Annotated in this window: 23 protein-coding genes and 1 tRNA gene; 15 read left to right on the forward strand and 9 right to left on the reverse strand. The window is 69.5% G+C overall.

The window, feature by feature from the left end:
• Positions 1-55 precede the first annotated feature (55 nt).
• Positions 56-481, reverse strand: coding sequence for a hypothetical protein (locus tag AXZ95_RS04080; RefSeq protein ID WP_018189738.1), 426 nt, complete (start codon positions 479-481; stop codon positions 56-58).
• Between the two features lie 1,477 nt (positions 482-1,958).
• On the opposite strand from AXZ95_RS04080, the gene AXZ95_RS04085 reads away from it, so the two are divergent.
• From AXZ95_RS04085 to AXZ95_RS04110, 5 genes are all read left to right on the forward strand, one after another.
• Positions 1,959-2,330, forward strand: a complete 372-nt coding sequence (locus AXZ95_RS04085; RefSeq protein ID WP_155825388.1) for a hypothetical protein — start codon at positions 1,959-1,961, stop codon at positions 2,328-2,330.
• 850 nt (positions 2,331-3,180) lie between these two features.
• On the forward strand, positions 3,181-3,627 hold the full coding sequence (locus tag AXZ95_RS04095; RefSeq protein WP_026307047.1) for a MaoC family dehydratase N-terminal domain-containing protein: 447 nt from the start codon (positions 3,181-3,183) through the stop codon (positions 3,625-3,627).
• Positions 3,627-4,052 (forward strand): MaoC family dehydratase, encoded by a 426-nt coding sequence (locus tag AXZ95_RS04100; protein WP_018189741.1) that lies wholly within the window; start codon positions 3,627-3,629, stop codon positions 4,050-4,052. Before AXZ95_RS04095 ends, AXZ95_RS04100 begins: the two co-directional genes overlap by 1 nt.
• Positions 4,049-5,188 (forward strand): UDP-N-acetylmuramate dehydrogenase, encoded by a 1,140-nt coding sequence (locus AXZ95_RS04105; RefSeq protein ID WP_018189742.1) that lies wholly within the window; start codon positions 4,049-4,051, stop codon positions 5,186-5,188. The genes AXZ95_RS04100 and AXZ95_RS04105 overlap by 4 nt, the downstream gene beginning before the upstream one ends.
• A gap of 197 nt (positions 5,189-5,385) precedes the next feature.
• Positions 5,386-6,204 (forward strand): hypothetical protein, encoded by an 819-nt coding sequence (locus AXZ95_RS04110; protein ID WP_018189743.1) that lies wholly within the window; start codon positions 5,386-5,388, stop codon positions 6,202-6,204.
• An 83-nt stretch (positions 6,205-6,287) separates the two neighbouring features.
• Here AXZ95_RS04110 and AXZ95_RS04115 read toward each other — a convergent pair whose 3' ends face one another.
• The 3 genes from AXZ95_RS04115 to AXZ95_RS04125 form a co-directional block, all read right to left on the reverse strand.
• Entirely contained in the window at positions 6,288-8,378 is a 2,091-nt protein-coding gene (locus AXZ95_RS04115) for a RecQ family ATP-dependent DNA helicase (protein WP_018189744.1), read from the reverse strand.
• Positions 8,379-8,470: 92 nt separating this feature from the next.
• Positions 8,471-8,851: a hypothetical protein gene (locus AXZ95_RS04120; RefSeq protein ID WP_018189745.1), complete on the reverse strand. Its 381-nt coding sequence runs from the start codon at positions 8,849-8,851 to the stop codon at positions 8,471-8,473.
• A gap of 36 nt (positions 8,852-8,887) precedes the next feature.
• Complete coding sequence (locus AXZ95_RS04125) at positions 8,888-10,180, reverse strand: PspC domain-containing protein (RefSeq protein ID WP_018189746.1); 1,293 nt, start codon at positions 10,178-10,180, stop codon at positions 8,888-8,890.
• Positions 10,181-10,294: 114 nt separating this feature from the next.
• Here AXZ95_RS04125 and AXZ95_RS04130 point away from each other — a divergent pair, with 114 nt between their 5' ends.
• The 9 genes from AXZ95_RS04130 to AXZ95_RS04170 all read left to right on the forward strand — a co-directional run bounded on the left by AXZ95_RS04130 (position 10,295) and on the right by AXZ95_RS04170 (position 17,939).
• Positions 10,295-11,503, forward strand: a complete 1,209-nt coding sequence (locus tag AXZ95_RS04130; RefSeq protein WP_018189747.1) for an ATP-binding protein — start codon at positions 10,295-10,297, stop codon at positions 11,501-11,503.
• Positions 11,500-12,174: a response regulator transcription factor gene (locus AXZ95_RS04135; protein WP_018189748.1), complete on the forward strand. Its 675-nt coding sequence runs from the start codon at positions 11,500-11,502 to the stop codon at positions 12,172-12,174. Before AXZ95_RS04130 ends, AXZ95_RS04135 begins: the two co-directional genes overlap by 4 nt.
• 200 nt (positions 12,175-12,374) lie before the next feature.
• Positions 12,375-12,447, forward strand: a tRNA-Trp gene (locus AXZ95_RS04140).
• Positions 12,448-12,489: 42 nt separating this feature from the next.
• A complete protein-coding gene (gene secE / locus AXZ95_RS04145; RefSeq protein WP_018189749.1) occupies positions 12,490-12,762 on the forward strand; it encodes a preprotein translocase subunit SecE in 273 nt (90 codons plus the stop codon).
• A gap of 53 nt (positions 12,763-12,815) precedes the next feature.
• A complete protein-coding gene (gene nusG / locus AXZ95_RS04150; RefSeq protein WP_020075653.1) occupies positions 12,816-13,739 on the forward strand; it encodes a transcription termination/antitermination protein NusG in 924 nt (307 codons plus the stop codon).
• Positions 13,740-13,858: 119 nt separating this feature from the next.
• Positions 13,859-14,290, forward strand: a complete 432-nt coding sequence (rplK, locus tag AXZ95_RS04155; protein ID WP_018189751.1) for a 50S ribosomal protein L11 — start codon at positions 13,859-13,861, stop codon at positions 14,288-14,290.
• Positions 14,291-14,363: 73 nt separating this feature from the next.
• Positions 14,364-15,053 (forward strand): 50S ribosomal protein L1, encoded by a 690-nt coding sequence (rplA, locus tag AXZ95_RS04160; RefSeq protein ID WP_018189752.1) that lies wholly within the window; start codon positions 14,364-14,366, stop codon positions 15,051-15,053.
• A gap of 239 nt (positions 15,054-15,292) precedes the next feature.
• Positions 15,293-17,287: a S53 family peptidase gene (locus AXZ95_RS04165; protein WP_231374335.1), complete on the forward strand. Its 1,995-nt coding sequence runs from the start codon at positions 15,293-15,295 to the stop codon at positions 17,285-17,287.
• A gap of 106 nt (positions 17,288-17,393) precedes the next feature.
• Positions 17,394-17,939 (forward strand): GNAT family N-acetyltransferase, encoded by a 546-nt coding sequence (locus AXZ95_RS04170; RefSeq protein ID WP_018189754.1) that lies wholly within the window; start codon positions 17,394-17,396, stop codon positions 17,937-17,939.
• A 1-nt stretch (position 17,940) separates the two neighbouring features.
• On the opposite strand, the gene AXZ95_RS04175 is transcribed toward AXZ95_RS04170, so the two are convergent.
• The gene (locus AXZ95_RS04175) at positions 17,941-18,909 is read right to left on the reverse strand and encodes an NADP-dependent oxidoreductase (RefSeq protein WP_018189755.1); all 969 of its coding nucleotides are present in this window, start codon (positions 18,907-18,909) and stop codon (positions 17,941-17,943) included.
• Positions 18,910-19,102: 193 nt separating this feature from the next.
• On the opposite strand from AXZ95_RS04175, the gene AXZ95_RS04180 reads away from it, so the two are divergent.
• Positions 19,103-19,894 carry a DUF998 domain-containing protein gene (locus AXZ95_RS04180; RefSeq protein WP_081626587.1) on the forward strand — a complete coding sequence of 264 codons (792 nt, stop codon included), beginning with the start codon at positions 19,103-19,105 and terminating at the stop codon, positions 19,892-19,894.
• On the opposite strand, the gene AXZ95_RS04185 is transcribed toward AXZ95_RS04180, so the two are convergent.
• The 4 genes from AXZ95_RS04185 to AXZ95_RS04200 are packed head-to-tail and all read right to left on the reverse strand — an operon-like array spanning position 19,780 to position 23,562.
• The gene (locus AXZ95_RS04185; RefSeq protein WP_018189757.1) at positions 19,780-20,607 is read right to left on the reverse strand and encodes a YqaJ viral recombinase family protein; all 828 of its coding nucleotides are present in this window, start codon (positions 20,605-20,607) and stop codon (positions 19,780-19,782) included. The two genes, AXZ95_RS04180 and AXZ95_RS04185, sit on opposite strands and share 115 nt — an antisense overlap.
• Complete coding sequence (locus AXZ95_RS04190) at positions 20,604-21,647, reverse strand: Gfo/Idh/MocA family oxidoreductase (protein ID WP_018189758.1); 1,044 nt, start codon at positions 21,645-21,647, stop codon at positions 20,604-20,606. Before AXZ95_RS04190 ends, AXZ95_RS04185 begins: the two co-directional genes overlap by 4 nt.
• 41 nt (positions 21,648-21,688) lie before the next feature.
• Complete coding sequence (locus AXZ95_RS04195) at positions 21,689-22,423, reverse strand: trehalose utilization protein ThuA (RefSeq protein ID WP_018189759.1); 735 nt, start codon at positions 22,421-22,423, stop codon at positions 21,689-21,691.
• Entirely contained in the window at positions 22,420-23,562 is a 1,143-nt protein-coding gene (locus AXZ95_RS04200) for a Gfo/Idh/MocA family oxidoreductase (protein ID WP_018189760.1), read from the reverse strand. The genes AXZ95_RS04195 and AXZ95_RS04200 overlap by 4 nt, the downstream gene beginning before the upstream one ends.
• Positions 23,563-23,565: the final 3 nt, after the last annotated feature.

Consider the following 23,565-nt stretch of genomic DNA (forward strand, 5'->3'; position numbering starts at 1 on the left):
CACAACGCTACCGAGCCAATGTTTCGTGAATCGGCCTCCGGAGATTGCGTGGATGTTAACTCTGGCCGGCCAGCGGGGCGACGCCGTCCCCGTCGAAGACGTACACCTCGACACCCAGCTCGGCCGCGGCCACGGCGACCCAGCCGTTGAGAGCCTGGGTCGTGCGGGCACTGACGACAACGGCGGCACGCGTGACCCCGGGCACGGCCGCGCGCAACCAGAGGAGCTTGAACATGTCGGCCATCACCTTGTTCCGGTACGACGGCTTGTAGGCACCCTGGTTCGCCACCAGCTGCACGACGATCGTTCCGTCGTGATCCATGCCCTCGACCTCCACGCGCGCGCCGTGGGCGAGGGAGAGCGACCGGGGTCGCAGGGGGACCCCGAAGTGAGCGCCCAGTGCGAGGAGCATCCGCTGCTCGACGGAGCCGTCGGCGAACCGCCCCCACTCCCGCGGTGCGCTCGGTTTCGGCGAGGACATGGCGCAAGGGTAGTTGCGGTTGATTTCCTGCGTGTTACTCGCTGGGCCGCGCACCGTCGCGTGCCGACGTGTCAGGGCGCGGGGTGGTCTCTGAGCCACGAAGGCTTCTCAGACCGCTGCGGCGCTGTTGATACCTCAGCCGAGCCGTGACGAACGATCCTGACGATGCGCGGGACTCGTTGACGTGTTCTTGAATCGCCGGACGCACTCGAGGAGTATGAAGTGTTGCTGAGAGGAACTGTAACGGGAGCGCGTGTCCTGCCATGACACCACAAGATCTACTGGATCGACAGGAACTGATTTCGCGTGCTGAACGCTCCGACTTGCGTGTCGCTCCGCGCCTGGCGGCCGAACTAAGAAGTCTGGAGTTGCCGGCGTACCGCTGCCCATCGGTTGACACTCACCGACTGATCAATATCTACGAGCGCCGTCGGCGTCGTTTGTCGGCTGACACTGTCCTTGCTCGCCAGATAGACGCCTGGCTCGAAGCGCTGCGAGGACGGGAGACAGTTCGGCTTGTATCGGTTGAAGATGCCACCGATCCGCTAGCCCTTTTAATTTCCGAGGACCGGTCCGAGCTTTTAGCGGCCATTTGGCCGCGGGCGACAATCGATCCGTAACTCACGACGACGGAGGCGCATCCCTTCCGACTATAAGGAACACCTGCTGGGTTCCCGGCCCAAGCAGGGCATCGGCCGTCGGCTGCGCGACGCCCTCGGCACACCGACGAGCTGACCTACATCGAGACACTCCCACTTGTCGAAGCAGCACAACTGACCACTTCCAAACGGCAGGACCCAGGGGCTCTTGCTTTGGGTGGTGGAGCTGGAGTCGGAGTTCTATCTGACGAAGCAGCAACCTGAGGAGAGCCTCGTCGACTCATCCAACCGGGGGGCTTCGTTCGGAGGAGCGCGCCAGCAGATGACTACGCTTCCATTTAGAGAACGGTTGATTGCGATGACGCTTGCTTGAAGGTGGTTAGCCGATGAATCGAGTTGAGCTAAGCCAACGGCTCGTGGCGGAAGGGATCCGAGCTGATTCGTACTCTCTCGATGGAGGCGGCCCGTCCGAACGGTTGGTTCTTGAGGACGCGCGTTGGTCTTGGAACGTGTACTACTCCGAGCGCGGCCAGCGAACGGGCGAAAGGACTATTCTTGGTAGCCCTGAGTATCGATCCGACCGCTGATGTTGGCTCACTCAGCGAGAACACCAGGGATGGAGATCCTTGGGCCCGAATCGACAGCGTGCCGTCGCTGTCCCGCATCGTGGACGCACGACGCCGGACTACCTCGGCTAGCGGCCTTGAGGCGGCCTCGGGACTCACTCCGAACGGCTCGCCGTCGGCGAGCTGACGGATCGACAGCGCGGAGGTTGTCGTTGTGCGAGGCGAACAGCCCGACTTGCAGCGACCAAAAAGAATGGTGGACGAGCATGCCAACCAGAAACAGAGAGCTGTCAAGGGAGCTAGTACGCCGTGGTGAGTAGCGAATCACCGGCGCATCCCGAGATTCTTCTTCTAGCAGCTGGTCGTGGCCGCTGGCGAGTGTTGCGTGAGGTGATTGCCGTCTGGGACATGCTCAACGCAGGTGTCCCGAGTCGGGCTCAGCTTGAGCAATCAATCGCGATTCTCCTTGGATCCAAGCTGATCGAAGCAGATGACGAAGGGCGGTTCCGCGTCACCCGCGCGGGAAAGCGATTGTTGGATGATCGCCAGTTGAGGAGATTGAGGCCCAGAGCGCGCCCGTCAGTCCTGATGGGCGAGTTGGCGAATCACCTTCAAACCCCGGCCCCCTACGTATTGGATGACGACAAGTATCGGGCAGCCGTCGAAGCTTACGTGGGCCGCTGACCAGCTCTCGTCCGCGTTCACGCCGCAACGGGAGAATGGCCGCGAATACTGTGCCAATAACCCCGCAGCGCCGAATGATCCGTGAGGCGAGTGCTATCAGGAGTTCTCCGACCGTTTGATATGTACACGCATGCTCGGCTGGAATCGGCGAAGCAACCCGTTCGAGTGTCAGCGCTCGTGGGACGCCAGGTTCGGTCTGGTCCGCCCCAACCGGGCCCCTTTGAGCGAGCGCGTCACCTGTCGGACGACTTCTCTGGGCGTTGTGCCGAGTTGTCGAGGCTGGCGACCGGGAGACAGCACAGCCCACCGTCCCGATTGACCGCGCCGAAAGGCCGACACGCCGACACGCCGACACGCTCAAGGACTCTCACGCCTAGGCAAGTGTGGGCACCAGGCAATCCCATCGGCGTCGAAGTGGTGCCAACCAGCATGCGAGCAGCGTTTTCCTGCAGGTCATGCGCGAGAAATGTCATCAATGGCGCGTTAGGCGTCCGGGTCGATGCGAACTGAAAATGTCGGTGGTCGCCCCTACTCTGGGGGCAGCGAGAAAAAATCCCCAAAACACAACATGTAGTGGAATGACAATCGTGTCATTCGGGTTATATAGTGGGTGAACACCGCGGGAACGCGGATCACCAAGACTTCTAGGGGAGGCCATCATGGACTACGAAAACGACAGCGTTGGCGGCTACTCGGTTCCCGTCGACCCCATGGACCTGCTGCAGTGCGACAGCTGCCAGTAAGGCGCTAGCACCGAGCACGAAGACCCCGGAGGCCCCACGGCCTCCGGGGTCTTCTGTCATTCGGGGGTGCCAGGGACCGGCGAGGAACGCGCCAGTAGAATCGTCGGGTGCCAGTGAACCCAGAGCTGCAGGGGCGTGAGTTCCCGCCCACCCGGCCGTACCTCGTCGGGCGAGAGAAAGTGCGCGAGTTCGCTCGTGCGGTCTTCGCGACCTCGCCGGTCTGTTTCGATGTCGACGCGGCGCGCGCGCAGGGACACCGCGACCTCGTGGCCCCGCCGACGTTCCCGGTGGTAGTTCAGGAGGCGACGCTCGCGCAGCTGCTCTCCGAGCCCGACGCGGGGATCGACTTCAGCCGTGTGGTCCACGGCGACCAGCGCTTCTCGTTCTCGCGCCCGGTGTTCGCGGGCGACGAGCTGACCGCGACCCTCCGGGTGACCTCCGTGAAGTCGCTCGGCGCGCACTCGATGGTGACAGCAGAGTCGACCATCGTCGACGCCGACGGCGCGCACGTGGTGACCGCGACATCCACCCTGGTCGTGCGAGGAGACGAGTAATGGCCACGCCCGACTTCGACAGCCTGACCGTCGGCGACGTGGTCGCCGAGCGCACGGTCGAACTGACCCGTGACTCGCTCGTTCGATACGCGGGAGCCTCCGGCGACTTCAACCCCATCCACTACCGCGACGACATCGCGACCTCGGTTGGCCTGCCCGGCGTCATCGCGCACGGGATGCTCACCATGGGCCTCTCCGTGCAGCCTGTGGTCGACTGGGCCGGTGACCCTGCCCTGGTGGCGGACTACCAGGTCCGGTTCACCCGCCCGGTGGTTGTCGACCCGACGGAGGGCGCCACGGTGACCGTGACCGCCAAGGTCGGCCAGCTGGATGCGGAAGCGCGAATCGCCCGCATCGACCTGACCACGACGTTCGGCGGCGAGACGGTGCTCGGCAAGGCGCAGGTCCGCGTCCGGCTGGCATGACCGACTCGACGCCGGCACTCGCCGAGCTCACCACCATCCGCGTCGGCGGCGTGCCGCACCGGCTCGTCGTCGCCAACGACCGCGACGGCGTGGTGGATGCGGTGCGGGAAGCGCGCGACACTGCCGAGGACTGGCTGCTGCTCGGCGGCGGCTCGAACACGGTGGCGAGCGACGACGGCTTCGATGGGACCGTCATCCACATCCGCAGCCGTGGTGTCGAGCGTCTGGCCGCGCCCGAGGGCCGAATCCGGCTCCGCGTGCAGGCCGGCGAGCCGTGGGACGAGCTCGTCGCCCTCACCGTGCGCAACGGCTGGTCCGGGATCGAGGCGCTGAGCGGCATCCCCGGCTCAACGGGCGCCGCGCCCGTGCAGAACATCGGCGCGTACGGCCAGGAACTCGAGTCCGCGCTGGTCGGGGTGGAGTTCCTCGACGATGCCTCGGACGAGATCGTGTACCTCACTCGACAGGAGCTGGGGTTGGGATACCGCACCTCGGTGCTCAAGCGCGGACGCATCGGCGTCGTGCTCTCCGTCGACCTGGAGCTCGCAGACGGCGCAGTGCCCGGCGCGATCGGTGCGCCGCTGAGCGCGCCGGTGGCGTATGCCCAGCTCGCGGACGCCCTGGGCGTGCCTCTCGGTTCCCGGGTGCCCGTAGCCGAACTGCGTCGCGCGGTGCTCGCCCTGCGGTCGTCGAAGGGCATGGTGCTCGACCCGGCCGACCCCGACTCGGTCAGCTCCGGCTCGTTCTTCACCAACCCGATCGTGTCAGAGGGCTTCGCCCGCACCCTTCCCGCCAACGCCCCCCGCTGGCCGCAGGCGCCGCTGGAGGCCGACACGGTGATGGACATCCCGCTCGGCGGCGTGCACCCGCTCGATGTTCCGCCCCTCGCGACAGCCGAGTACACCGTGAAGCTCAGTGCCGCGTGGTTGATCGAGAACGCGGGCATCCGTCGCGGATTCGCCCTGCCCGGCTCAGGCGCTGCCATCTCGTCCAAGCACACGCTCGCGATCATCAATCGCGGTGGCGCGACGGCGGCCGACGTCGCCCAGCTGGCGTCATTCATCCAGTCGAGGGTGCAATCCGAGTTCGGTGTGGTGCTGCAGCCGGAACCCGTCATGGTCGGCCTCAGCCTCTGACGGCGGCCTTGCGTCGTGTGGTCTGGCGCCCGGTCGTGTGGCGTCCGGCTGTCTGGCGTCCGGCGGTCTGGCGTCCGGCGATCTCGCATTCGGCGCTGTGCTGACACCCATCCAACTCTGAGAGTTTTCTCACGCCGCGCTCCGTAGGCTGAACTCCACACGGCGCGTTCGCGCCGGGAAGGACCGGAGGGGACGACATGGGATTCCTGGACCGCCTGCTCGGACGCGAGGAACCGCGCCCGAACGGCACGCAGACGCAGAACACCGCCAACCAGCCGTACGGCGGAGGCCAGGGCCAAGCGCCGGGACAAGCTCCCGCCCAGCCGCAGGGCCGCAGTGAGGACGAGATCGCGGTCGAGCGCTACCGGTACCTGCTCCGTACCGCGCCGCCCGAGACGATCGAGCAGGTGCACGAGGAGGCGTTCGCGAAGCTGACGCCCGACCAGCGGCGCCTGCTGTTCCAGCAGCTCAGCGAGAACGCTCCCGCAGGGGAGCAGCCGCGCGGCGACGACCCCCGATCGCTCGCTCAGGCGGCGACCCGCTCCGAGCTCCGTCAGCCGGGCACCCTCGAGCGTGCCCTCGGCGGCGGTGGCGCAGGCGGCGCCGGCCGTCCCGGCTTCGGCGGAGCGGGCTTCGGCAGCATGTTCGCCAGCTCCCTGCTCGGAAGCGTGGCCGGTTACGTGATCGGCTCCGCCCTGGTCAGCGCGTTCCTTCCGGCGCCCGGCGCCGACCAGGCCGACGGCGGCGCAGGCGACCAGAACGGCGACAACCAGAACGGCGACAACCAGAACGGCGACAACCAGGACGGGAACGACCAGGGCGGCGACCAGAACGGCGGCGACCAGGGCGGCGACGGAGGCACCGGTGACGCCGGCTCGGTCGACGCGGCCGGCTGGGACGGGGGCGGCGACGCCTCCGGTGGCAGCGACTTCGGTGGCGGTGGCGACTGGGGCGGTGGCGGCGACTGGGGTGGCTTCGGGGGCGGCGACTTCGGCGGGGGCGGCGACTTCATGTGACCGGCTGAGGGAGGCGAGCACCGGATCGGCGCTCGCCTCCCTCAGCCGCGCTCCCACCTGCACGGAGTGCGACATGACGGAGCTCAGTTACGCACTGCGGCCGCGAACGGGAGAACTGCCCCTGCGCCCGCACGCAGGAGCTCTTGACCGGCGACCGTGATCGTCCAGCGACTGTCGACGAGGTCGTCCACGAGGAGGACGGGGACGCCGGGGGGCAGATCGAGCCCGTCGGCCGAGAACCGGTTCCACACGGACGCCAGCCGGAAAGCGCTGTTGCCGCCGGGTCCTCCGGTCGGCGGTCCACCTCGCCAGTCGAGCGTCCCGGCGAACGGAAGGCGGCCGATACCCGCGAGCCCGCGAGCGAGGGACTCGATGAGCACCGGTCGCCGGCGTGAGGGCATCGCGACGACGGCTCCCGGGCGCGCATCCCAGTCCCAGTCGGCGAGTACCCGCACGCACGCGTCGAGGACAGCGGGCGGCACCGGCTGGTCGGCCGCGTCGTCGGCCAGCAGCTCACGCAGGCGACCGCCCCAGCCGAGGTCTGTCAACCGGGCGAGCGCCCTACCGGGCCGGAGCTGCTGGTCCACCCCGATCTTGCCCTTCACCCCAACCCCGAGGCGATCAGCGCCCGTCGGCCACAGCTTGCGCGGCTCGAGCTCGACACCGACCCGGTCGAGGATGGTGCCGACCTCTCCGGCCGCACTGCCGTCCACCTCCGTCGGGTACCAGACGCCCGCGCAGTTGTCGCAGCGGCCGCAGGGGCCGGCATCCGGGTCGTCGAGCGCGCGCTGCAGGAACTCCATCCGGCACCCGGACGTGGACTCGTAGTCGAGCATCGATTGCTGCTCCGCCTCGCGGGCGGCGGCGATGCGGGCGTACCGCTCTTCGTCGTACTCCCAGGGTGCGCCGGTCGAGACCCAGCCGCCGCTCACCCGTCTCACGGCGCCGTCGACATCCAGCACCTTCAGCAGCAGTTCGAGCGTGGACGCCCGGAGGTCGACGCGGCTCTCCAGTACGCGCGTCGACAGCGGCTCCGATCCGAGCGCCTCGAGCACAGCGGCGGCCTTCTCGCGCGACGGCATCGAAGCGGTCGCGAAGTACTGCCAGATGGCGCGGTCCTCTGGGCCCGGGAGCAGCAGCACATCGGCGTTCTCGGTCGCCCGGCCGGCGCGACCCACCTGCTGGTAGTAGGCGACGGGAGACGACGGCGCCCCCAGGTGGACGACGAAGCCGAGGTCCGGCTTGTCGAAGCCCATCCCGAGAGCACTCGTCGCCACGAGCACCTTGACCTCGTTGCGCTTGAGCCGGCCCTCCAGGTCTTCCCGCTCGGCGGTGTCCGTCTGCCCGGTGTAGGCGTGCGCTTCGTGGCCGGCGCGGCGGAGCACCCGCGCGGTGTCCTCCGCGGCCGACACCGTCAGGGTGTACACGATGCCGCTGCCGGGCAGGTCGCCGAGGTGACCGGCGAGCCAGGCGAGCCGGGCGGTGGCGTCGGGCAGCGGGAGGACTCCCAACCGCAGCGATCGCCGGGCGAGTGGCCCGCGGATCGTCACGACCTCGGCTTCGCGGCCGACACCGAGCTGCTCCACCACGTCGGCCACGACGCGCTCGTTGGCCGTCGCCGTGGTCGCGAGCACGGGCACGCCGTCGGGAAGCTGCCCGATCAGGTCGCGGAGCCGGCGATAGTCGGGCCGGAAGTCGTGGCCCCAGTCCGAGATGCAGTGGGCTTCATCCACCACCAGCAGTCCGCTTCGCTCGACCAGGGCCGGCAGCTGCGTGTCGCGGAAATCCGGGTTGTTGAGCCGCTCCGGGGAGACGAGCAGCACGTCGACCGAGTCCTCCCGGAGACGCGCCGCCACATCGTCCCACTCGTGCCGATTGGACGAGTTGATGGTAACGGCGCGCACGCCCGCCCGCTCAGCTGCCGCCACCTGGTCGCGCATGAGCGCCAGCAGAGGCGAGACCAGGATGGTCGGCCCCGCGCCCCGGGCTCGCAGCAACATGGTCGCCACGAAGTACACCGCGGACTTGCCCCATCCCGTGCGCTGCACGACCAGGGCCCGTCGATGATCGTCGACCAGAGCGCTGATGGCCTCGAACTGCCCGTCATGGAACTCGGCATCCGGTCGCCCGACGAGGGCCCGGAGGCTGGAGAGGGCATCTGTTGCAGTGGTCATGGAGCCATCGTGTCAGGGACGCCTGACGCCCGCTCCCCGCCGAGGACATCGGTGGAGAACGGGCGTCGACGCCGTCCTGTGGACGGAACCGGTCAGATCCGCGCGCGCACGCGCCTGCGCTGGGAGGCTCGGATGCCGCCGAGCAGGGCGGAGACGACGATGACGAGGCCGATGACGGCGGCTCCGAGCGCCCAGGCCGAACCCGGCGTGAGCGACGCGAGCCAGTCGGCAACGTCGCGGACGCGTTCCCATGACGCCAGCACGTAGAGGGTGGCAGCGGCGAAGAGCGTCAGCAGGAGTCCCCAGACCACGCCGCCCCAGCGCACCGGTGCTTCGCCTGACGGGGTGATCGGCGCCGTGTACACAGGGCTGGGCGGAGGCGGCGTCGGCGCGGTGAACGGTGCTCCCGTCACCGGCGCCGCCTCGGAGCTCGATGCGTCCTGCGGTGCGTTCTGCGGGTTCTGGTCGGTCATGGTCGTCTCTCCCGGTCGATTCTCGGCCAGCACGGATCAGTGCTGGAGGAGCGCGGGCAGCCCGACGCTCGTCAGGTGGATGCCGGCGACGTTGTCACCCGCGAGGAACAGTGCGGCCGTCGTGAGCACGGCCAGCAGGATCCCGAGGAAGATGAGGAATCCGCTGCGACGCCGCGCCAGCCCGGCGATGAGCACGACGACGCCGACGACGAGCGTGGCGGCGGCGAGTCCGGCGGCCGTCGTAAAGCGAGTGACGTCGGCCAGTTGCGGCCACACGATGGCCACCAGCGATCCGGCGACGAGAGCCAGTCCGACGGTCAGCCAGCCGACCGCGGCGCCGACGCGCGGGTTCGCCGCCCGGTAGGCCTCCCGGCGCGCAGCCGCCTCGGCCGTCGCGGTGGCGACCTGCGTCCGGAGCTCGGCCGACCGCTGCGCCTTGACTGCGCGCATGTCCGCGGCCAGCCGCTGCTTCCACGCCGCGTGCTCCGCCCGCCACTGCGCCTGGCGCTGCTGCCAGTCGGCGACCTCGTCGGCGGAGGCGCCCAGGCGCGGTGCGGGTGGGGCCGTCGGCTCGGCGGCGGTGTCGAGCTGCGGTGCCGGAATGGATGCGGCGCTCGCCGCCGGTACGGTCGAGGACGGGGTTCCGGCGGAAGCGGTGCCCGCGTCCGTCGCCGCGTCCGTCGAGGCCGCGGAGCCCGCGTCCGCCGTGAAAGTGCTCGCCGTCGTGTCGGCACCGGCCGTGGCCGCCGTCCCGAACCCACTCGACCCCGCCGCCGCCGCCGGCGTCGGCGGTGTCGCCCGCGTCGCCGCCCGGGCGTCCGAGTTCCGCACGGCGATGACGATGAGCGCGACCACCGCGCCGATGACCACCAGCGTCCAGATGACGCGGCCGATCACATCGCCCCAGGCCGGAACGTTCCAGAACGGCCCGTCAGCCCACCAGACGCCGCTCGTCCACGGCAGCAGCGAGAGCAGCGCCATCACGCCGATCGCGACGATCGGCGGCTGGAAGTCGCCCTCGAAGAGCTGCTGGAGGTGGATGCGGCCTTCGCGGTCCGGCAGGAGGGCCCACGCCGCCGCGTACAGCAGCAGCACCGGTGCGCCGAGGATGCCGGCCACCACGATGATGCCGCGCACGATGAGAGGGTCGATGCCCAGGCGGTACGCCACCCCGGCGCTCACTCCGCCGAGCCAGCCGTCGGCGCGGACGATGCCGAGGCCGCGCATCCAATCGAAGAAGCGTGTTCCGCGGCCGGAGAATCCGGTCTGCGGACCGCCGTAGGGGTTCGCGGGCGTCCCCACCGGGGGAGTCGAGTCGTTCTGTGACATGTTCCCCATCCTGGCGTCGGGCTTCTCGCCCGGGTATCGGGTGAACCCCTGAGCGGACCCTGATTAGGGCGGCCATCGGGTGCGGGTCCCCTCGGGGTCTGCTTGGATCTGACTATGTCGTCCACAGCGCCCGCCGGCTCGCGCGCCGGCCTGCCGCGGCCCCCGTTGGCGCGGCCGCGCACGTGCGCCGTGAGCGGGGTGAGCGTCGCGCTCGCCGACCACCTCGGCTGGCCCGTCGCTGCCGTGCGCTGGGCGTTCGTGGGTGCCACCTTCCTGGGCGGCGCCGGCATCCTGCTCTACCTCTGGCTGTGGGCATTCACGCCGTTGCGCGCCCCGTCGGGCCTCGACCCCGCGGACGGCGTGCGCCGCCGGGTGAACCTGCCCTGGCTGCTCGCCGGCGCCGGTGCGGCCGCGGGGATCACGGCCGTGGTCCTCGCTGCGGGCGGGGCACTCGGCCCCGGTTTCGGGGCGCTGGTCGCCTGCGCCGCCTTGCTGGTGCTCGCCGTCGCCTGGGAGCAGCTGGCGGACGAGGAGCCGGTCGCCTTCGCACCTCTCTCTCCCGCGGCCTTCCGCATCGTCTGCGGCGCCTTCCTCGTGCTGGTCGCGCTGGCGATCGCCCTCACGCAGAACGTCGCCGGCTCCGGGATGCTGTGGCTCGGCATCCTGATCGCGACCTTCGCCGGCGCGGCCGTGCTGGTCGCTCCGTGGGGTCTGCGGCTCTGGCGGGAGCTGATCACAGAACGGACGGCACGCATCAAGGAGGAGCAGCGGGCGGAGATGGCGGCGCACCTGCACGACTCCGTACTGCAGACGCTCGCGCTCATCCAGAACCGCGCGGGGCCGTCGAGCGAGGTCGGGCGCATCGCCCGCGCCCAGGAGCGTGAACTGCGGGAGTGGCTGTTCACCGAGGGTGCGGCGGCCTCGGGAGCGGAGGAGCGGGACCTCGCCGCCGAACTCCGGGAGGTCGCGGCCGCCCTGGAGGTGGAGCATCCCGTCACCTTCGACGTCGTCTCTGTCGGCGAGCCGGTGAGGAACGCGCCCTCCGAGCTGGGAGCGGCCGCACGCGAGGCGATGCTGAACGCCGCGCGTCACGCGGGAGGCGCCGTCTCCGTCTACGTCGAGCACGCGTCCGGACGAGTGGATGTGTTCATCCGCGACCGCGGACCGGGCTTCGACCTCGGGGCGCTTCCCGAAGGGCGTCTCGGTGTCAGAGAATCGATCATCGGCCGTATGCGCCGTGCCGGCGGTCAGGCGACCGTGACGGCGCGCGAGACCGGCACCGAGATCCAGCTGACCATCGATATCGCGAACGAGGCCGCATGACCGAGAGCACCGCCACCGGCCGACCCGTCACCGTGGTGATCGTGGACGACCACTCCATCTTCCGTTCCGGGCTCCGCGCAGACCTCGACGACCGCCTGCACGTCGTCGGAGAGGCCGCCGATGTGGATGCGGCGGTCGCGGTGGTCCTGGAGACCCGGCCCGACGTCGTGCTGCTCGACGTGCACCTGCCCGGCGGCGCCGGCGGCGGGGGAGCGGAGGTCGTTCGCAGGACGGCGGCCGAGACACCGTCCACGCGCTTCCTGGCGCTCAGCGTGTCGGATGCGGCCGAGGATGTGGTGGGCGTCATCCGCGCCGGAGCCCGCGGCTACCTCACGAAGGGCAGCTCGGGCGGCCAGGTCAGCGACGCGGTCGTCGCGGTGGCCGGCGGCGACGCGGTCTTCTCGCCCCGCCTCGCCGGCTTCGTGCTCGACGCCTTCGGCGCCGCCTCCGGCGAGCAGGCGGAGTCGACCGACGAGCTGGACCGGCTGTCCGCGCGGGAGCGCGAGGTGATGCGGTTGATCGCCCGCGGATACGCCTACAAAGAGGTCGCGGCCGAGCTGTTCATCTCGATCAAGACGGTCGAGACGCACGTCTCCGCGGTGCTGCGGAAGCTTCAGCTCTCCTCCCGGCACGAGCTCACCGCGTGGGCTCTGGAGCGCAAACTCCTGTAGTCCGGTGACCGCTTTGCGGCCGACCTGTCGCGTCCCGTACACTTGACGCGGTGGTTGAATCTGCCAAGCTTTTTTGCGCCCTTTTTCTGGTGTAGCGACGGCAGTACTGCCCCGCTCCGGCCGGGCATCCGCAGCACGTTCGGATGTTCGATCGGTTAGCCTGGAACAGCCAGCGCAGGAAGTCGGCGATTCGGTTCCCTAGGGCGGTAGCTCAATTGGCAGAGCAGCGGTCTCCAAAACCGCAGGTTGCAGGTTCGATTCCTGTCCGCCCTGCAAGTCGGCACTCTGGTGCCGATCCACGAAAGGTGTAACGAGGTGGCCCGAAAGGTAATCGACGAGCCGAGCGAGGAGATCGTCGCCAACGCGAAGAAGGATCGCGCCGCACGGCGCAACCCTTTCGCGCGCATCGCCCTGTTCATCCGGCAGGTCATCGGCGAGCTGAAGAAGGTCGTCACGCCGACCCGCAAGGAGCTCTTCAGCTACACCGGCGTCGTGCTCGTGTTCGTGGTGATCATGATGGCTCTTGTGTCACTCCTTGACTGGGTGTTCGGCATGGGTGTCGTCTGGGTCTTCGGAAACCCGAAGTAGACGACGTCGATCGGGCCGCACCGGCCCTCCCGACAAGAAATGGAATGAATTCAGTGTCTGAGACGAATCGCGACGACGTGGACTGGGCGCCCGCTGCGGAGCAGTCCTCCGAGGACGACGAGGCGCAGACCGGCAACGTTCTCGCCAGCGAGGACGAGGCGTCCGACTCCGCCGAGCACGAGGCGCTGCACGTCGTCGCCGACGACGGCACCGAGATCGACCTCGACGCCGTGCTCGACGCCATGGCGGAGGCCGTGGACCCCGAGGCCGACCGCGCCGTCGACGAGGCGCTCGAGGTCGACAGCGAGGACGAGGCCGAGGCGGCTCTCGAGGCCGTCGAGGACGAGGAGGAGGAGACCTCCGTCGACCCGTACGAGGAGTTCCGCGCAGAGCTCCGCTCCAAGCTCGGCAAGTGGTACGTCATCCACTCGTACGCCGGCTTCGAGCGTCGCGTGAAGTCCAACATCGAGAACCGCATGGTCTCGATGAACATGGAGGACTACATCTACGAGGTGCAGGTCCCCATGGAGGACGTGGTCGAGATCAAGAACGGCCAGCGCAAGATGGTCAACCGCGTGCGCATCCCCGGCTACGTGCTGGTGCGCATGGACCTGAACGAGGACAGCTGGTCGGTCGTCCGGCACACGCCGGGCGTCACCGGGTTCGTCGGCAACGCCCACAACCCGACGCCGCTGCGCTTCGAAGAGGCCTTCTCGATGCTGAAGAGCCTCGTGCAGGTCGAGGCCGCCCCGGCCAAGGGCGCCGCGAAGGGCCAGAAGGCCGCCGCGCGCGTCATCCCCGCCGAGGTCGACTTCGAGATCGGCGAGACCATCACCATCAAGGAGGGCTCGTTCGCGGGCCTCCCCGGCTCCATCAGCGAGATCAAGCCGGAGAGCGGCAAGCTCACCGTCCTCGTCTCCCTGTTCGAGCGCGAGACCCCGGTCGAGCTCAGCTTCGACCAGGTCACGAAGCTCTAGGGAACATTCAGAGCCTCCCCACTGTTTTTCAGAACACCGGGTCTCGGAAGGGCCGAGAAACCGGGAGAGCGATGCGGACCGCGGTCCGGCTCGCTCGAATACACAAAGAAGGAAGAGACATGGCACCGAAGAAGAAGGTCACCGGTCTGATCAAGCTTCAGATCAACGCCGGCGCCGCCAACCCCGCCCCGCCTATCGGCCCGGCGCTCGGTCAGCACGGCGTGAACATCATGGAGTTCTGCAAGGCGTACAACGCGGCGACCGAGTCGCAGCGCGGCAACGTCATCCCCGTCGAGATCACCGTCTACGAGGACCGTTCGTTCACGTTCGTCCTGAAGACCCCGCCGGCGGCAGAGCTCATCAAGAAGGCGGCCGGCGTCGCCAAGGGCTCGGGCGTCCCGCACACCAACAAGGTCGGCAAGCTGACCCAGGAGCAGGTGCGCCAGATCGCCGAGCAGAAGATGGTCGACCTCAACGCCAACGACATCGACGCGGCGTCGAAGATCATCGCAGGCACCGCCCGCTCGATGGGCATCACGGTCGAGGCGTAAGCCCCAACCCACTCAAGACATCTCGTGGAAGAGCCGGCCAGGCTCGCACCACATTCTCGTAAGGAGAAATCACATGGCACAGAAGTCCAAGGCCTACCGGGCCGCGGCCGAGAAGATCGAGGCCGGAAAGTTCTACACCCCCGCTGAGGCCGTCGCCCTGGCGAAGGAGACCGGCTCCGCCAAGTTCAACTCGACCGTCGAGGTCGCGCTGAAGCTGGGCGTCGACCCGCGCAAGGCGGACCAGATGGTCCGCGGTACCGTCATTCTTCCTCACGGTACGGGCAAGACCGCCCGCGTCATCGTGTTCGCGACCGGCCCGGCCGCCGAGGCGGCCATCGCCGCCGGTGCGGACGAGGTCGGCGGCGCGGAGCTGATCGAGAAGGTGGCCGGCGGCTACACCGACTTCGACGCGGCCGTCTCCACCCCGGAGCTCATGGGCCAGGTCGGTCGCCTCGGTAAGGTGCTCGGCCCGCGTGGTCTCATGCCGAACCCGAAGACCGGAACGGTCACGCCGGACGTGGCGAAGGCCGTCTCCGACATCAAGGGCGGAAAGATCGAGTTCCGCGTCGACAAGCACGCCAACGTGCACTTCGTCGTGGGCAAGGCGGGCTTCACCGCCGAGCAGCTGAACGACAACATCACGACCGCTCTCGAGGAGGTCGTGCGTCTCAAGCCGTCCGCCGCGAAGGGCCGTTACATCCAGAAGGGCGCCGTGTCGACCACGTTCGGCCCGGGCATCCCGCTGGACGTCAACGCCATCTGAGTTCGTTCCGCGAACACACTCCGACGGGGTCGGGACCGCTTTCCGGTCCCGGCCCCTTCGTCGTTTCCCGGGAGAGTGGATGCGGTTCGCGGGTGAGGATGCTTCACCTACAGCAACGATCACGACAGAACTGTCTACCCCTCGTTGCGGTGGTAGAACGATGAGGTCTAGTGTCGCTCCTGTCGCGCGCCGTGCGCGGCGGCTCGAAGTCGAGTCCGTCCGAGCTAAGGATGACATTCATGGCACATCGCACCACGGGATCCCTCCACAAGAGGGCGCTCGGAATCATTGCCACCACGTCTGCCGTGGTGGCTTTGTCGTTGGCGGGGGCATCGGCGGCGAACGCAGCCGACCGGGTGACCTACGCCGGTTCCGTCCCCTCCTGGGCGACCGCGGCGAACGACGCCGGCGCCGCACCAGCCGACGAGACGGTGGAGGGTGAGATCTACCTTCCGCTCCGCGATCAGGCGGGCGCGGAGGCTCTCGCCAAGGCCGTCTCGAACCCCCTCGATCGCGGATACCGCAAGGCTCTCAGCCCGAAGCAGTGGATCGACCGCTTCGCGCCGAGCCAGGCGGACTCCGACGCGGTGGTCAGCTTCCTGAAGGCGGCGGGCCTCACCATCTCGGCTGTTCCCACCAGCCGCCAGTACGTCGTCTTCCGCGGCACTCCGGACCAGCTCGGCTCGATCTTCGGCACGTCGCTCCACGCGTTCAACTACGCGGGGCGCCAGCTCGTGGCTCCGGCTTCGGCGCCGTCGCTTCCGACCTCGATCGGCGGCAAGGTCTCGGGTGTGAGCATCGAGCAGTCGCGCACGTTGACGCGTCCCGACTCGATCAAGCAGGGCGACCTCGGTCCGTCCGGCGCACCGCAGGTCGCGCGCAAGGCGGCCGCGGCGCCCGTCATCCAGACGCCGTGCTCGCACTACTACGGTGAGCACACGGTGACGGTCCCGCCCGCGTACAACGGCAACACGCAGTACAGCACCTACAACTGCGGCTACACGCCGCAGCAGCTGCGCAGCGCCTACGGCCTGAACGACCTCGGCAAGCGCGGCATCAACGGCTCCGGCCAGACGGTCGCGATCATCGACGCCTACGCCAGCCCGACGATCGTCAAGGACGTCAACAGCTACTCGCAGCAGAACGGCGAGCCCGGCCTGACCAACAGCAGCTACCAGCAGCTGGTGCCGAGCCCGAGCGAGTTCGTCGACCAGGAGCTGTGCCAGTACCCGAGTGGATGGCAGGGCGAGCAGACGCTCGACGTCGAGTCCGTGCACGCCATCGCACCGGGAGCCCGCATCCTCTACGTCGGCGGCTTCAACTGCGGCGGCGGCCTCGATGTGGCCATGTCGAAGATCCTCGACAACAAGCTCGCGAACATCGTCAGCAACAGCTACGGCAACGTGGGCGAGGCCGTCCCGGCCGACGTGATCCAGGGCGAGGTGAACCTGCAGCTCCAGGCGGCGGGCGAGGGCATCGGCCTGTACTTCTCGAGCGGTGACAACGGCGACGAGGTCGCGAACCTCGGCTACCCGTCGCCGGACTTCCCGGCGTCCTCGCCGTGGGTGACCTCGGTCGGTGGAACCAGCACCGGGATCGACAAGAACGGCAAGATCGCGTGGGAGACGGGCTGGGGCGACCAGTTCGACCAGATCGTCAAGAACACCGACGGCACGCTCAGCTACGCTCAGCCCCTCCCGGGTACGCGGTTCGTCGGCGGCGCCGGCGGCGGAACGAGCGCGGTGTTCGCGCAGCCGGACTACCAGCGCGGCATCGTGCCGGCGGCTCTCGCGAACGGCAAGCGCGTCTCGCCGGACGTCGCGGCCCTCGCCGACCCGTACACCGGATTCCTGATCGGCATCCGTCCGATCATCGACGACACGACGCTGGAGACCGGCGACTACGTCAACGAGACCTACGGCGGAACATCGCTGGCCTCGCCGATCGTCGCGGCGCAGATCGCGATCGTGCAGCAGGCGACGCGGTCCACGATCGGGTTCGCGAACCCGACGCTGTACGGCGTGAAGCGCATCCTGCCGAACGCGTTCCGCGACGTGCTGCCGCAGAACCCGACCCAGGCGCTCGTCTACACGAGTGCGATCAGCGGCAACACCTACCTGGTGTCGATGGATCAGGACACCTCGCTGAAGACCGCCAAGGGCTATGACCCGGTGACCGGCCTCGGCGGTGTCTCCTTCGACCTGCTCAGCTGGGTGGCGCAGGGGCGGCACTAGCGACCCTGCGGCTCCGGCCGCACCGCACCACGGACCGGCCGTCTCCCGATCGGAGGCGGCCGGTCCGCTGTGTGAAACCGGCCCGTCCGCTGGCTAGGCTGGCGGGGTGACCGTCACCATCCGCCCCGCCGTCGCCGGAGATGCCGCCGCCCTCGCCGCGGTCGCCGCTGCGACCTTCCCGCTCGCCTGCCCGCCGCACACGACCGAGGAGGCGAAAGCGGCGTTCATCCGGACCGTGCTCTCGGAGGAGCGGTTCGTCGAGTACCTCGCCGACGCATCACGTCGCCTGCTCATCGCGGAAGACGACGAGGGCAACGCGGTCGGCTACACGATGATCAACCTGGGCGAACCGGCCGACGCCGACGTGCGCGGCTCCCTGCGCATCCACCCCACCGCCGAGCTGAGCAAGTGCTACGTCCTCCCCGGCCACCACGGCGAGGGCGTCGCGGGCCGGCTCATGGCCGAGAGTCTGCGGGCCGGCGGCGAAGCGGGAGCCGAGGGGATGTGGCTGGGCGTCAACGAGGAGAACGCCCGCGCCCAGCGCTTCTACGGCAAGCACGGCTTCGAGCGTGTGGGCGCGAAGCGGTTCCTGGTCGGCGACCGGTACGAGGACGACTGGGTGATGGAGAGGCCGCTCACCCCGGTCGGCTAGGTCAGCCCTCCGCGACCTTCAGCACGACCTTGCCGCGCGTGTGGCCGCTCTCGACGGCTCGGTGTGCCTCGGCGATCTGCTCGAGGGCGAAGATCTGGTCGACGTGCACGCGCACGTTCCCCGACTCCAGCAGGCGGGCGATGACCGCGAGCGTGCTGCCGTCCGGCGCGACCTTGTAATCGGTGCCGCGCACTCCGGCGGCGGCGGCGTCCTCCGCGAAGGTGGGCCAGCTCCCGGTCGGCACGTTGACGATGAGGCCGCCGGGGCGCAGAACGGAGAGGGAGCGGGTGCCGGTGTCGTCGTGCACGTTGCCGACCAGGTCGATCACCACGTCGGCGTCGTGCACCACGTCCTCGAAGCGCGTGGTCGTGTAGTCGATCACTTCGGCCGCGCCGAGGGAGCGCATCCACGACGCGTTCGACCCGGAGGCGGTGGCGATGACGTGCGCGCCGAAATACGAGGCGAACTGCACGGCGAAATGACCGACGCCTCCGCTGCCCGCGTGGATGAGCATCCGCTGTCCCTCGTGCGCCTTGGCGACCTCGACGACCAGACCCCACGCGGTCAGAGCGGCCAGGGGTGCGCCGGCCGCCTCGATGTGGCTCAGGGTCGCCGGCTTGCGCACGACGCTCAGCGACGGCACGGAGATGTACTCGGCGAAGCTGCCGCCCAGGCGCGGCACCATGACCATGCCGAATACCTCGTCGCCCGGACGGATGGGGTGCGCGCTGTACGGCGACTCCACGACGACGCCGCTGAAGTCGTGGCCGAGCACGGCGGGGAACGAGTGGATGGCGTCGTAGATCCCGCGTCCGGCCCGCGTCTTCGCGTCGATCGGGTTCACGCTCGAGGCGACCACCTTGACCAGGAACTCGGCGTTCACACGATCCGGATAGGCGGTCTCCCCGATGCGGAGTGCCTCCGGGGCTCCCGCGGCGTCCAGAAGTGCGGCCCGCATGGTCTTCGGCATTCGTCATCCCCTCGTCGGTCTGCCGCTGCGTCGGCGCGGCGTCCCCTCAGTCAATCCTGCGTGTGCTTCACCGGTGTTACGGTCGGGTCACCAGATGTGAACAGTCTGTTTCGGATACCCCCAGGCCGTTTCCCAGCGTCGCGCCGGTTAGGATGCTGCGACCCGGGGCGTACGACGCCTGCGGGAGCGGACCATGACGGCCAGACCCGAGGAGCGACAGGTGCGACAACTGCTGCGGATCGCTCGCGAGCCCTTCGCCGTCCCGGTCCTTGCGCGCGGGTGGCAGCGCGCCGTCCCCATCCTGCTCGGCATCGGCACCCTCTGCGTCCTCGGCGGCCTCGTCATCATCTGGGCCGCACGGCTGACCGTGCCGTACCCGGTGTACGTGAGCGAGCTCGGCGCGAAGGGCGCGGCGACGTCCGGCGCCTTCGCTGTCGCACTGCTCCTCATCGCGGGCGGCGGCTTCGCGATCGCCGTCGCGAGCGGCCACATCCGCTCGTCCGCACGAATGCTCGACCGCTGGGCTCCTGCGGTCACGCTCGGGTTCGCCGCTGTGTGCTTCGTCCTCGCGTCGCAGGTCACCTGCACGGCGTACTGCCCGGTGCCGATCGTCGACCCGAAGTCGACCGTGCAGGATCTGGTGCACACGGTGTCCGCCGTCATCGGCTTCGCGGCGGCGTGCTTCGCCATGCTGCAGGTGGGCTTCAGCCGGAAGCTCCCTCGCCTCTCCCGCCTGTCGCGGCTGAGCTGCGGGGCGGTCGCCGTGATCACGATCGTCGGGGGGCTGCTCGCCATCGTCCGCGTCGGCGCCGACGTCGGCGCGTGGCTCGAACTGATCGGGACGACGGTCGCCGTCGGGTGGATCGCCGTCTACGCGGTGGCGCTGACCCGCATCCCGGTCGGAGTCGTGGATGCGGCCGGGCCCGAGGCGGCGCCGGCCTCGGTGACCGACACCGTCGCCGGGGCTCCAGCCGACGTCGCCTGACGCAGCAGCTCGATCAGATCCGCCGCCAGCGCGACCAGCTTCGCGATCTCGGCATCATCACGGTCGACCCAACGGCACTCCGGCTCGTCGCGGAGCGGGACGAAGCCGTCGTGCTGCTCCCAGACGAAGAGGGTGCGCTCGGCGCCGAGCACGTACTGCTGCCACCAGATCTGACGGAGATACGGGCGGGGGATGCTGCGGAACGGCTTGTTCGTCGTCTTGATCTCAGCGAGTTCGAGCGTGCCGCCGGTTCGGGCGATCAGGCCGTCGGGAGTCGCCAGGTGCCGACGGTCGCGCTCGGCGTGGAAGAGCAGGTCGGACGGCTCGATGCCGTGCGTCGCCGCCACCCAGGCGGCGATCTCCGGTTCACGCGAGCGGCCGTGCTGCGTGAAGACGTTGCCGCTGAACCCTGTGCCGTGCAGCTTGTCGTAGGCGGCGGCGCGGATGGATCGCGGGCTCGACAGCTTGGCGACGTCGGTGGCGGTGATGCCGCGGCTGCGGGCCCGCAGCCAGCTCACGCGGTCGCTCGACCGCGCCACGACGCGTGCCAGGTGCCCGGTCTCACCGGGGACGGCCGGCACCACCGGGACGGGAGCGGGCCGCGCCGGGCTCAGATCCGCGAGGACGCCCGGCCGGTAGAGGTCGGCGGTGCGGTACGGAGCGGAGTCGAGCACCTCTCCATTGTGCCGCTTCGCGCCGACGCTCGCCGTCACTCCACGCGGGTCGCCCCGAGTTGCCTGCGTGCCTCGTCGATCGTCGCCAGCGTGTCGACCGCCTCCGCGAGCGGGTGGAGCGGCGACTCCGTCCGCCCCTCGGCGACGAAACGGGCGAGGGCCGCGGCCTCGTACGACATGCCGTCGCGGTGCGGCCGGCCGAACGGGTCGCGCCAATGCGCGGCGAGCGTTCCGTCACCGCGGAACACACGCAGACCGCTCGGCCCCCAGAACGGGCTGTCCGTCTCGACGCGGCCCGCGCTCCCGCTGATCGTCGCGAGCGAGGGCGTTCCGGCCAGCAGGGTGGTGCTCAGGAGAGCCTGCCCGCCGCTCGCGGACGACAGCACCAGTGCTGCCTGCTCGTCCACGCCCGTCTCGGCGAGGGTCCCGGCCGCGATGATCCCGGCGGGCGCGCCGAGCGCGAACGAGGCCCACGACACCGTGTAGACACCGAGGTCGAGCAGCGCTCCGCCCGCGAGGGCGGGATTCCACAGCCGACTCGACGGATCGAACGGCGCCCGACCTCCGAAGTCCGCCGTGACGACACGGATGTCTCCGAGCGCCCCGTCTTCCAGCAGCTGACGCACGATGTCCGTCTGCGGCAGGTAGCGCGTCCACATCGCCTCCATCGCGAAGACGCCCGCCTCGCGTGCGGCCGTGACGATCCGCCTGGCCTGGTCGGCGGAGACCGCCATCGGCTTCTCGATGAGGACGTTCTTGCCCGCCGCGATCGCGAGCAGGGAGTGCTCGAGGTGTTCGCTGTGCGGGGTCGCGACGTACACGACGTCGACCTCCGGGTCGCCGACGAGCTGCTCGTAGGAGCCGTACGCGCGCTCCACCCCGTGTGCGTCGGCGAACGCCTGCGCCCGCTCTGCAGAGCGCGACCCCGCCGCCACCACCCGCTGACGGGTGTGCCGATGGAGTGCGTCGGTGAAGTCGGCGGCGATCGCGCCGGGACCGAGCACGCCCCACCGCAGCGGCGGGGCGTCGGCGGGGTCGGGATGGCGCGGCTGGGGGAGCGTGGACCATACGTCGGTCATGGGCAGGTCTCCTCGTCTCCGTCGGTTCTGTGCTGATCGGCCTAGACCGGCTGCGGGTTCGACACCTCGGGCGCCTGACGCGCGCCCTCCACGGGGGCGGCCCACTTCACGCCGTTGGCGAGCACGCGGCGCACCTGCGGGTGGAAGTAGACCGGGTACTCCTGATCGCCGGGGCTGAAGTAGAAGATCTTGCCACGCCCGCGGGTGAAGGTGACGCCGGAGCGGAACACCTCGCCGCCGGTGAACGAGCTGATGAAGACCAGATCGTCCGGCGTCGGGATGTCGAAGAACTCCCCGTACATCTCCTGCGCCTCGATGACGATCGGCTGCTCGACGCCCGCGGCGATGGGATGCGTCGGGTTGACGTTCCACACCAGCTCGCGCTCGCCGCCCTCCGGGTTGCGCCAGCGCAGTGAGCAGGTCGTGCCGAGCATCCGGATGAAGATCTTCGAGAAGTGGCCGGAGTGGAGGACGATCAGGCCCATCCCGCCGAGGACGTGACGGCGGACGCGCTCCACCACCTCGTCCGAGACGCGGTCGTGCGCGATGTGGCCCCACCAGAGCAGCACATCGGTCCCGTCGAGCGCCTGCTCGCTGAGCCCGTGCTCGGGGTCGTCGAGGGTCGCCGTGCGGACGGCGACCTCGTCGCCGAGCAGCTCGGACAGCCCCTCGGCGATGGCTCCGTGGATGCCATGCGGGTAGATGGCGGCGATCTCGGGCTGGGTCGCCTCGTGGACGCCCTCGTTCCAGACGGTGACGCGCAGTGTCATGGTCATGCTCCCTTCAGGGCGGTGTCGGTGGTGCTGGCCGCGTTGGTCGCCGGGGTCAGCCGGACTTCGGCGCCGATGCGGGCGGACTCGTAGGCGGCGTCGATGACGCGAGCGCGGTCGAGGGCGAGCGAGCCGTCCCAGTTCGACCAGTTCGCGCGGTCGGCGACGTGCTCCAGGAAGGTCTCGACCACAGCGAGGTGCCCACGGCCGGGGTCGGCCGTGACCGTGATGTCCTCGCTCTGCTCGCCGTCGCCGGTGAAGATCGTCAGTTCACCCGACGGGGCGTAGTCGACGACGCGCAGGTCGGCGCCGCCCTCGGTGCCGTAGAGGGTGATGCCGAACTCGTCGCCGGCCGGGCGGTAGGCGGCCCAGCTGGTCTCGATGACGATGGAGCCGCCGCCCTCGAGCCGGAGCAGGAGGCTGGCGAGGTCTTCGACCTCGTAGTCCGACCCGACGTGCTGTTTGGAGGCGGAGGCCCCGCCGCGGCCGCGGACCCCGAGCTCGGAGTGGGTGACGGCCGAGACGGCCTCGACGCGGGGCTCGCCGAACAGGTGGAGGGCGTAGTCGAGGACGTGCACGCCGATGTCGATCAGCGGGCCGCCTCCGGCCATCTCGCGGTTGGTGAACCAGCTGCCGAGCGCGGGGATGCCGGCCCGCCGGAGCCAGACCGCACGCGCGTGATACGGCCGGCCGATCTGCCCGTCGTCGATCGCGGCCTTCAGTGCCTCGATGTCTCCGCGGCGGCGGTGGTTGAAGGCGACCTCGAGCACACGGCCGGCGCGGTGGGCTGCATCCACCATGGTCTGGGCCTCCGCCGCGGTGCGGGCGATCGGCTTCTCGCTGAGCACGTGGATGCCTGCGTCGAGTGCTCCGACGGCGATCGGCGCGTGCAGGAAGGTGGGGACGGCGACGCTGACGACGTCGAGGTCGCCCTCGGCGACGAGGTCCTTCCAGTCGCGGTGCAGGCGCTTGACGTCGTAGGTCTCGCCGAGCTCGGCGCGGGGGCCGTCCTCCATGCCGGCGATGGCGACGAGTTCGACTCCGGGGAGGGCCGAGTAGGCCGCCATGTGCTGCTGTCCGGCCCAGCCGAGGCCGACCACTCCGGCGCGGAGGGGGCGGTCGAGGGGTTCGCTCTGGGTGCTCACGGC

Source organism: Leifsonia sp. 115AMFTsu3.1, from assembly GCF_004362795.1.
Taxonomy (GTDB): Bacteria; Actinomycetota; Actinomycetes; order Actinomycetales; family Microbacteriaceae; genus Leifsonia.